Here is an 8382-nt window from a genome sequence, read left to right as displayed (position 1 = left end):
TGCTGTTGCAGGAGATGGGCGACCTGAGCGAGGAGGAGATCGCGGCGCGCGCTCAGCCGGGCTGGCGGGAGTGGCTGGCGGAGCTGGCCGCTCAGGGACGGGCGATGGAGATCGAGATCCCGGCCGGCGAGGGGACGGCCCGGCGTTGGATCGCCAGCGAGTCGTACGCGCGCTATCGGGACGCCTTCGGATTGCCGGAGCGCCCCCCGGCTCCGGTGCCCGATCCTCTGCTGGCGGAGCGATGGCCCACCGATGAGGCTCGCTTGCACATCTTGCGCGATCTCCTGCGCCACAGCGGCCCCCTGACCCGGGACGAGATCCTGGCGCGCTACGCCTTCCCGCCCGACTGGCTGGACGCCACCCTGGCCGGCCTCGTCGCGAGTCGGGAGGTTATCCAGGGGCGCTTTGGCTCCGCTGATCGTCCGTCGACGGCCGTCGGAGGGCGTTATTTAGCGGATAGTGGTGAGCAGGGGGCAGAAGGTGAGAGGGATCTCCAGTTCATCGACGTGGAGAATCTGGCCCAGATCCACCGGCGCACGCTAACCATCCTGCGCCGGGAGGTGCAGCCCGTCTCACTTTACACCTTCGCCGACTTCCTCGTCCGCTGGCAGCATCTGCACCCCGCGTGTCGGCTCTCCGGCCCCGATGGGCTGGTGCGCATCCTCCAGCAGTTGCGGGCCGTCCCCCTGGTAGCGAGCGCCCTGGAGGCCGACATCCTGCCGTTGCGGATGACGCGGTACGACCCGGCCGACCTGGACGCGCTCTGCCGAAGCGGCGAGCTGATCTGGGTGGGGGAGGGGGGCGCGGACCCGCGACGGATCCGGGTGCGCTTCCTCTTCCGGGGCGAGGGGGCCGCCTTCCTCCTGGAGGCGGGCGAGCCGCCCGAGGATCTGGACGAGACCGCCCGTCGCGTTCTGGACTTCTTGCAGGAGGAGGGGGCGTGCTTCGCCGCCGATCTGGAGGAGGCGCTGGGGCTGACCCATGCCCAGGTGGAGGAGGCGTTGCTCGCCCTGATGATGGCGGGGCTGGTGACCAACGACAGCGTGCAGGCCCTTCGGGGCATCCTGGCCCGCGAGCGACCTCGGGAGGGGCCGCGCCGGCCATTGAGCGCGCTGGAGGCGGAGCTGGCGGCGTGGCGACGACGGCGCAGTCACGGCGTGCGGCGGCCCAGTCCTGTCGTCTATCGGGACGCGAAGCGGCGGGTGGCCCGTCGGCTGGGCCTGGAGCCGAAGCCGCCCGAGCCGATGTGGGCCGGCCGCTGGTCGCCGGTCCGTCGCTTCCGGGTCATGGGGGAGCCTCTGTCGGCGGAGGAGCGGGCCGACCGCCAGGCGAGGCAATTGCTGGCGCGCTGGGGGGTGGTGACGCGCGACCTGGTGCAGCGGGAGGAGGCCGGATGGGACTGGCCCTCGATCTACCGGCGGTTGCAGCTCATGGAGATGCGGGGCGAGGTGCGGCGTGGATATTTCGTGGCGGGGCTGGCGGGCGCCCAGTTCGCGTTGCCGGAGGCGGTGGAACAGCTCCGGGCCGCTCGGGAGGCGGACGAAATGGAGCCGGTGGTCATGAGCGCTTGCGATCCGGCGAATGTGTTTGGGGCGGCGCTGCCGGAGACCGGTGCAGAGAGATTGGAAATTGGGGATTTTGCCCGGGTGCCGTCCACGCACGTGGTGTTGTGGCGGGGCCAGCCGGCGGTGGTCTCGCAGGGGTGGGGCCGGTCGCTGCGGGTGAACGAGGCCCTGTCCGAGGCCGTGGTCCGGCGTTGCCTGGAGGCACTGGTGACTCACCTGGGGACGCGAGGCGGCACCGTGGCCCACCGGGTGCACGTGGAGCGATGGAACGACGCGCCCGTGTTGGGCAGCGAGGGACAGATGTTGCTGGAGTCGCTGGGCTTCTATCGGGACCCGCCCGGGATGACGTGGGAGGGACGGTGATCTCTGCAGCCACGGCTCCAAGCGGACAACAGTCCGCGACACTGGACATTGTGAGAGCCCGGCCTGGCCCCATGAGATATGGGGACTGTTGTCCCCTTTGAGCAGGCTAACCTCACTGTGAGGCGTGCGTTACGATACGGTAATGTAAGGGCGAGGCATCCTGCAATGCTGACGTTGCAAAGAACGCCTTCTACGTCGGATGCGCCAGCGTTCATTACAGAGGGTGCTTTTAAGGATGCCTCGCCCCTACGGGCTATGAAGGAAGGTATCTGGTGAATAAGAAAACTTCTGTTCCGGTCGGTGTGTACGTGTTCCCCGAGCCGCTGCCCAACGCGGCGCGCTCGGTCAGCTATCCGCAGTACATCCACGAGATCCTGACGCACGCGGGCGTCTGCTATGCGGACGTCTCCGGGGAAGATCTGGAGGAGGTCCTACCCCATCTCTCGTTGTTGGTGACGGTGGGCGAGGAGACTTTGTCCGATACGGCGAAGCAGCGTCTGCAGAGGTGGGTGGAGGACGGGGGCGTGTGGCTCAGCATCGGCGGGACTTGCGGGATGGCGGAGATGCTGGGTGTAAAGCCGGAGCCGCCCAGCTACCAGGGGTGGGGCGGGGGAATCAACACACTGGGCGAGGGCTATCTCGACGTGCGCCATCGGACGCACCCTGTACTGGCGCATCTAGAGATCCCTTTGCACTACTTTAACGGCCTCCCCGTCCGGCCGACCGAGGCCACCGTGCTGGCGGGCGTCCTGGATGCTCATCAGCGTCCTACGCCTCGCGGGGGCGTGATGGAGTGCGTCGTCCGGAGGGGGCGATGCATGCTCATCGCGCCGGACGCCGTGGGCGCCGTGGTGCGCATTCAGCAGGGCGTCGCTGTCACCCGGGATGGCGTGCCCGCGCCTGATGGGACCGCGGCCGCTTGCGATGGCGTGCTGAAGAGCGGCGACGGCGGCGTGCTGGACTGGCTTTTCGACCGCCAGCCGCTGGAGGGGGCGCCGGGCTTGAGCGTCTTCCTCCAGCCCATCGCCGATCAGTGGCGGGAGCTGATCTTGCGGGCGATCTTCTACCTGGCGACCCAACAGGGGATCCCGCTCCCGGTGTTATGGCTGTACCCACGCGACCTGCCCGCCCTGGCCCACCTCTCGCACGATACGGACCAAAATGACCCGGACGGGGCACGGCGGCTCTTGGACGTGCTGGAGGCGGAGCGCATCCACTCCACGTGGTGTGTCGTCCTGCCCGGCTATGCCACGGAGCTCATCCGGGATATTCGCGCGGTGGGACATGAGCTCGCGATGCACTATGACGCCATGTCCGAGGGGCGCGTGTGGGATGAGCGCTCCTTCGACCGGCAGTGGCGGGAGCTGACCTGCCTGTTCGGCGGTGAGGCGCCGATCACGAACAAGAACCACTACCTGCGTTGGGAGGGGGATACGGAGTTCTTCGATTGGTGCGCCAAGCGGGGCATTCGGCTGGATCAATCGAAGGGGGCCTCCAAGACGGGGGAAGCGGGCTTTAACTTCGGCACGTGCCATCCCTATCTCCCCGTCGCGCCTGACGGCCGGCTGATCCAGATCCTGGAATTACCGACCCTGACGCAGGACCTCGTCGTGTTCGCGCCGGAGGCGCTGGCGGAGCCGTTGATCCAGGCGGCCTTTCGGCATCACGGGATCGTCCATTTCCTGTTTCATCCGGTGCACATCGACAAGCCCGGCGTGGCCGACGCTCTGCGCGCAGTGATCCGGCGGGCCCAAGCGTTGGGCATGGAGTGGTGGACGGCCCGAGAGATCAGCTGGTGGGAGTTCGCCCGCCGCGAGGCGCGCTGGGATTGCTACGAGCGAACTCCCGAGGGGGCGAGCGTGCGCCTGCGCAGCGCGCAGGCGCTACCGGGCGCGACCGTGCTCTGGCTCGGCCGCGTGGCGGGACGGGTGAAGGTCAATGGGGAGGAGGTAGAGACGCGATCGGTGCAGCGATGGGGATTTACGTTCCGCTCCTTCACCTTTGACGTGCAATCAGGCCAGGAGTATGCTATCGAGCAGGGTAGGGGCGATTCATGAATCGCCCCTACCTTCTGGGTCTTACGGATCTTCGCCTAAAATGAACACGCGTCGCCTCATTGGCATCAAGTTCAACGATGTCGTTCCAAAGAACGCCAATGGGCGGGTCTCAGACCCGCCCCTACCAGGATCGCTGGTTAGCCTCCTCATCGACATCCTCGCCGCCGAGCAGGCCCGGGTCCATCGGATAGCGCCCTACCTTCTTGGCGTAGGCGACGACCTGGCACAGGGTGTCCGGGTTCACGCCCACGTACGTCTCCCCGCCGACGGCCAGCGCATAGCCGCCACCTTTCATCCCGATGCGCAAGGCCCTATCCACGGCTGGCTTTGCGGCCTCGAAATCTCCGTACAGGTCGCGGCAGTTCAATCCGCCGCTGAAGAAGACCTTGCCGGCGAAGACGGGCTTGGCATTGGCGATATCGGAGAAGCCCCCGATGTCCATGGAGGTCAGCTTCATGATGTTGGCGTAAGTCTCGAAATGGTGATCGTTGGGGCCATCGGCGTGGAGGCTTCTCCCCTCTCGGCCGTAACGGGCGTAGATGATCATGTTGTAGGGCATCACCTCACGGCGGTACATCTCATCGCTGATGAACGCGGAGTGATCATCCGCCAGGCCGATAGAGGTAGTCCGCGTGCCGAAGTAGCGATCCTGATAATCGCGGAGGCGGAAGAAGGTGAGCAGCAGCTTTTCAAACAGGCGATGGACGACCTGCGGCTCCTGGACGAGGTAGTAGAAGACCTCTTCTACATCGAGGAACCCACACGCGGCGGACAAGGGCGGATGGATATTGAGCCCCCCGCTCACCGGGACCTTCAGTTTGAGCTGCGCGACCCTCTCCTTCAACCGTTCGTAGGCCCTGTACACCTTCTGCACGCCGGGATGTCGCTCGGGATCGGGGACCTGGAGCTTTTCTGCTGCCTCGGGCACGCTCATGGTTCGCACGATCCAGGGCGAGGTGCCTTGCCTGTATTCGATAGGCAGATTAAAGGCGAAGGCTTCGGCGAGAGGGCCTATATCAAGGCGAACCCCATACCCGGTCCTGTCGTCCTGCAATTCCTCAAACGCCCAGCGCTGTCCGCTGAGTTGCACCTCGATCTGGAGATCGGGGTTATCGAAGGCCGCCTTGTAATAATCGCTGACGTCTACGCCTGAGAGCCATGAGTAGTAGCTCCCTCCCGTGCTGATGAGGATGGGAACGCGATCGGGCTCTTGAAAGCGCCGGGCGATCTCAAGCCGTCGCCTGCTTTCCTCCATACGCTCCCGATAACGCTCGAAATCGAAATCCAGTCCTGACTTGAGCCCTCTCATCTTCAGGCCCTCCGTTGTCTGACGATGTGCGCGCTGCACGAGGCCGCGAGCGGGGAGGCGGACGTTCATGGGCGACCGGATTTGTTCATCGCCGGCCCCGCTGGACAATGGCTACATTCTATATGGTCTAGAGAGGAGGGTCAAACAGGCCAAAATGACGATCCCCGCAGCGCGAGCCGTTGACGCTTACCCTGATCGATGGTATACTCTCGCACGGTCAAGTGCCAGGATATGAGGCCGATGATGCGAGGCCGAGGGGCAACGACAGAATGTATAGGGATGTCCGGAGCCTTTTGCCTGCCCGGTTGCCTGAGTTAGCGCTCGGCACCGAGCAGGCCGTCCGTCCCGGCATCCATCCTGGATGACAAGCGCTAGCTCTCCAACTTCGAATGGGGGGCTAGCGCTTTGTTTCGCTTTCTGCCGGTCGACCCGGAAGGATGGCCCCGGGCGGGCAAGGAGGGGACATGAACGCACGGGAGCGCGTGCGCGTGGCCTTCGAGGGGGGACGGACCGATCAGGTGCCGGTTCATCACATCGGCTTCTCGTCGGCGGTCGCCTCGGCGTTGCTGGGCCGCGAGGCCTACGTGGGCGGGGGGGTCCAGCAGTGGCGGGAGGCGGTGGCGCTCTGGCTGGGCGAGGGGGCGCATCAGGAATTCCTCGAGCGTTCGTTTCAGGACGCCATCGACATTGCCCTCCTGTGCGACCACGATATCATCCGGGCCAGCTATTGGCGGTACAACGTCAAGCCCACCAGGCGCATTGATGAATATACGTTCCTTTACGAATACGGCGATGAGGAGGACTGGCGCGTCCTGCGCTATGACCCGGACAGCGAGCAATGCCATATCTTCGACTATAAACCCAAGGCCGGGGCCACCCTCGAGCGGTTGGAGGAGTGGGTCGCGGCGCGGGAGAGGGCCGTAGAAGACTATCAACCCCGGGAAGAGGACTTCGCATTCGAGATCCGTGCCCAGCGCCTTCTGGGGCACGAGCGGGTGATCCGGGTCGGCGGCGTGAGCATCGGAATCCCCCCCGAGACCGAATGGCTTGAGGCCATGGCCCTGCGGCCGGATCTGGTATCCAGACTCCTGGACGTCCAGGTCGAGATCGCCATACGCAATGTTCGCTTCCTGGCCCCGCTGGGGTTTAAGTACTTCTTCGGCGGGAGGGATCTCGCTTCCAACGAGGGTCCCATGTACTCGGCCAGGATCTTCCGTGAGCTAGTGTTGCCCCGGCTGAAGCGGGTTTCGGAAGTATGCCATCAGTACGGGGCCTATCACCTCTTCGCCAGTGATGGGGATCTCTGGCCCATCGCCGACGACCTGTTTGGACGCTCCGGGGTGGATGGGTTTTACGAGATCGACCGTCGCGCCGGGATGGATCTAGGGGAACTCCGCCGTCGCTTCCCGCGGTTGACCTTGCTGGGCAACATTAGCTCCCACACGGTGCATATGGGGAGCCGGGAGGAGGTGATCGCCGAGACGCTGTCCTGCCTCGAGGAGGCCAAGCGGAGCGGGGGCATCATCGTGGGCTGCTCCAATTACTTCGTGTCCCATACGCCGATTGAGAACGTGGTGGCCGTGTTGGAGACCATCCGGCAGCACCGTTGAGAGCGTGTCTGAAAGTTTACCGGCGAGATGTCCGAGGGAGCTCCCTCAACGATTAGCTTCACAGGGGGAGGTGTGGAGGGGTCCTCCCCTCCACGGAAAACCCTACTTTTTCGGCCTGCACCTGCCTTTCTCGGCCCTTTCCGCAGGACCTAGGCCGAGGCCGGGCAGGTCGAAGGCAAAAGAAGGGCTTTTTCTGGAGGGGCTCCGCCCCTCCGGGCCTCCCCCCAGCAGAAGCAACGGCATTTTTCAGACACATTCTGAGGCGGGGATGACGCCGTTCACGACGTGACCGATATCATTCAGATGGTGTCGGAGTGGCTGCCGGGAGCGTTCGGCCGCTGGATCGAGATTCGCATACAGGGAGAAGATCATGGCAGACGAATTGCGCATCGGTGTGATCGGGTTTGACACCTCACATGTGCCGGCTTTTACCAAGCTGCTCAACGATCCTGATGATCCCTTCCATGTGCCGGGTGGGAAGGTCGTGGCCGGCTATCCCTCGTACAGTCCCGACATGGAATTCAGCCACTCCCGCGTGGAGGGGTTCAAGCGGGAGGTGACGGAGAAATGGGGCGTTAAGCTGGTCTCCTCCATCGAGGAGCTGTTGGAGCAGGTGGACGCGGTGCTGCTGGAGAGCGTGGACGGGCGCAGGCACCTGGCGGAGGCCCGACCGGTGATCGAGGCCCGCAAGCTGCTCTTCATCGATAAGCCCCTGGCGGCCAATTACGCCGACGCGGCCGAGATCTATCGCCTGGCCCGGGAGCATGGTTGCCCCGTCTTCTCCGCCTCCTCGTTGCGTTTTGATGCCAACATCGTCAAGGTCAAGGAGGACCCGGAGTTGGGGACGGTCTATGCCTGCGACGCCTTCAGCCCGGCGCATGTGGTCCCAGACTGCCCTGGGATTTTCTGGTATAGCATTTATGGCGTCCACGGTGTGGAGATCTTGTACACTTTCATGGAGGCCGGCTGCGAGAAGGTCACGTGCCACACGACCGAGGATTACCATCTCGTCGTCGGGATGTGGCCGGATGGCCGTATCGGCATGATGCGGGGGATCCGCCGCGGCGCCATCGACTACGGCGCCACCGTCTTCGGCGAGCGCAAGGTCGCCCAGACCCTCTACTCCCGGGAGATTCCCTTGTACAGCCAGCTGCTGAAACGGATCATCCCCTTCTTCCAGGGCGCGCCGGAGCCGGTGCCTTTGGAGGAGACGCTGGAGATGATGGCATTCATGGAGGCTGCCCTCGTCAGCGAGCGGGAGGGGCGAGCGGTGGCGCTCGACGAGGTACGGTAAGGGCGTATGGCTGTGCGTCCCATGCGCTGGGCAGCCACGAGGGTTGCCCCTACGGGATGTCCGATCCGCAGGTAGGGGCGCTCGCAAGGGACGCCTATTCGCATCAACTGAACAGCATGGGCGAGGCCCCCGCCTGTCGCTTTTTCCCTCCACGGGCGGTCGCACCTGAAAGGGGAGGTGCGGA

At 64.8% G+C, this 8382-nt stretch carries 5 protein-coding genes; 4 read left to right on the top strand and 1 reads right to left on the bottom strand.

Going from position 1 to position 8382, the window contains the following annotated elements; genetic code table 11:
- Positions 1-1928, top strand: a 1928-nt coding sequence (locus GXP39_15715; GenBank protein NOZ29482.1) for a hypothetical protein, incomplete at its 5' end; no start/stop codon positions are given.
- A 272-nt stretch (positions 1929-2200) separates the two neighbouring features.
- On the top strand, positions 2201-3985 hold the full coding sequence (locus GXP39_15710) for a hypothetical protein (GenBank protein NOZ29481.1): 1785 nt from the start codon (positions 2201-2203) through the stop codon (positions 3983-3985).
- Positions 3986-4106: 121 nt separating this feature from the next.
- Here GXP39_15710 and GXP39_15705 read toward each other — a convergent pair whose 3' ends face one another.
- The gene (locus GXP39_15705; GenBank protein NOZ29480.1) at positions 4107-5294 is read right to left on the bottom strand and encodes a hypothetical protein; all 1188 of its coding nucleotides are present in this window, start codon (positions 5292-5294) and stop codon (positions 4107-4109) included.
- A 464-nt stretch (positions 5295-5758) separates the two neighbouring features.
- On the opposite strand from GXP39_15705, the gene GXP39_15700 reads away from it, so the two are divergent.
- Together GXP39_15700 and GXP39_15695 are read left to right on the top strand one after the other, a co-directional pair.
- Positions 5759-6904: a hypothetical protein gene (locus GXP39_15700; GenBank protein NOZ29479.1), complete on the top strand. Its 1146-nt coding sequence runs from the start codon at positions 5759-5761 to the stop codon at positions 6902-6904.
- A 370-nt stretch (positions 6905-7274) separates the two neighbouring features.
- Positions 7275-8198: a Gfo/Idh/MocA family oxidoreductase gene (locus GXP39_15695; GenBank protein ID NOZ29478.1), complete on the top strand. Its 924-nt coding sequence runs from the start codon at positions 7275-7277 to the stop codon at positions 8196-8198.
- Positions 8199-8382: the final 184 nt, after the last annotated feature.

It is taken from the genome of Chloroflexota bacterium (assembly GCA_013152435.1).
In the GTDB taxonomy this organism is placed as follows: domain Bacteria; phylum Chloroflexota; class Anaerolineae; order DUEN01; family DUEN01; genus DUEN01.
Note: the sequence above shows the minus strand (reverse complement) of the source record. Positions and strands in the feature narration are given on the sequence as shown.

Coding starts and splice junctions, on each gene's coding strand:
- GXP39_15705 (NOZ29480.1), bottom strand. CDS start 5,294: ATGAGAGGGCTCAAGTCAGGACTGGATTTCGATTTCGAGCGTTATCGG.
- GXP39_15700 (NOZ29479.1), top strand. CDS start 5,759: ATGAACGCACGGGAGCGCGTGCGCGTGGCCTTCGAGGGGGGACGGACC.
- GXP39_15695 (NOZ29478.1), top strand. CDS start 7,275: ATGGCAGACGAATTGCGCATCGGTGTGATCGGGTTTGACACCTCACAT.